Origin of the sequence: Pedobacter miscanthi (assembly GCF_003315595.1) — a bacterium.
GTDB lineage: Bacteria > Bacteroidota > Bacteroidia > Sphingobacteriales > Sphingobacteriaceae > Pedobacter > Pedobacter miscanthi.
In genome coordinates this window covers 1-1,309 of the sequence record NZ_QNQU01000069.1, presented here as the reverse complement: position 1 = coordinate 1,309, position 1,309 = coordinate 1, and the positions used below count along the sequence as shown (strand labels likewise).

General features: G+C 32.0%; 2 protein-coding genes. One reads left to right on the top strand and one right to left on the bottom strand.

The window, feature by feature from the left end:
- On the top strand, positions 1–600 hold a 600-nt coding region (locus DRW42_RS28375), incomplete at its 5' end, for a restriction endonuclease subunit S (RefSeq protein ID WP_208643675.1).
- Between the two features lie 52 nt (positions 601–652).
- Here DRW42_RS28375 and DRW42_RS28370 read toward each other — a convergent pair.
- The coding region (locus DRW42_RS28370) for a restriction endonuclease subunit S (protein WP_208643674.1) at positions 653–1,309 on the bottom strand (657 nt) is incomplete at its 5' end.

Genomic DNA, 1,309 nt, shown 5'->3' with positions numbered 1-1,309 from the left:
ACCCAAAGCAAAATACTTTTACATTATAAATCCTTAATTAAAACTCTAAGAAGTAGATTACTCAAAAGAAGTATGCGATTCAAAGACGGTTTAGATGAATATCCAACCTGGAACGAAAAAAAGATTAGCGAAATTCTAAAGATAGGCAGCGGCAAAGATTACAAACATCTGAACGCAGGAACAATTCCTGTGTTTGGCACTGGTGGATTTATGATTTCAGTTGATGACTTCCTTCACAATGGTGAAACAGTTTGCATTGGGCGGAAAGGTACTATAGATAAGCCAATGTATTTTAACGGTAAAATATGGACTGTGGATACGCTGTTTTATACACATTCTTTCAACTTTTCAAGGCCCAAATACATTTTTCACCTTTTTCAAACAATTAACTGGTTCGAATACAATGAAGCGTCAGGTGTACCAAGTTTGTCAAAAAGTACAATTGAACAAATAGTTGTCGAGATTCCTACAGTCGAAGAACAAGATGTTATTGCAAATTTTCTTTTCAAGCTAGATTCGAAAATTGAAATTGAAAATAGTATCCTTTCAAGGCTTGAAAAACAAAAGAAATTTTTACTACAGCAAATATTTGTTAAATAGGAATTGTAAAGCAGGCGTAGATTGAGCGCATTCACAACAAATTAGCTAATGACTAAATCAGCAATTCCTGCATCAAGAATTTTTTTTGCAATTCTAGTTTTTTTAATACCCTCGTTTCAACTTGAATTTTCGAATTAATAGAGAATAAAAATTTACTTATTTTATTTTGTTCTGAAATACACGGAGATTTGAACTTTGTTAGCTTTAAAATATTATTGTATAATCTTTGAATCGTACCACCTTCCGTATTGTAGTTTACAATTTGTAAGATATGGTAAAGAAAGTCATTGGTTACCAATTTATTGTCATTATCGATCCAAACAATATTTGAATCTTGATAATATGCATCTTCTCCATTGTAAATAACCGTTCTGCCAATTGTTCCCGCGGCTGATATCAAAACATCACCCTTTTTAGGGTATGAAAATCTTTCTTTGTAGTCTAAATATTTCGTTCTGGAAATAAATGCATCTGGTTTCTTCCCAAACGAACCAATCTTGAAAAAAGGAATTTCACCTTCCGCTGAGGTTTCATCATTAAATATTCTTTTACACATCTTTACACTTCCTAAATCTCCAAGCAAATGATTTTCCCAATAGGGAAAGTCTCTTCCATTATCATCTTTAAACCGTAACTCTTGCGAAAGTAATATTCTTCTATAAAAAGTTTTTTTTAGGACATTAATCTCCTCAATTATTTTGCTTTGGGT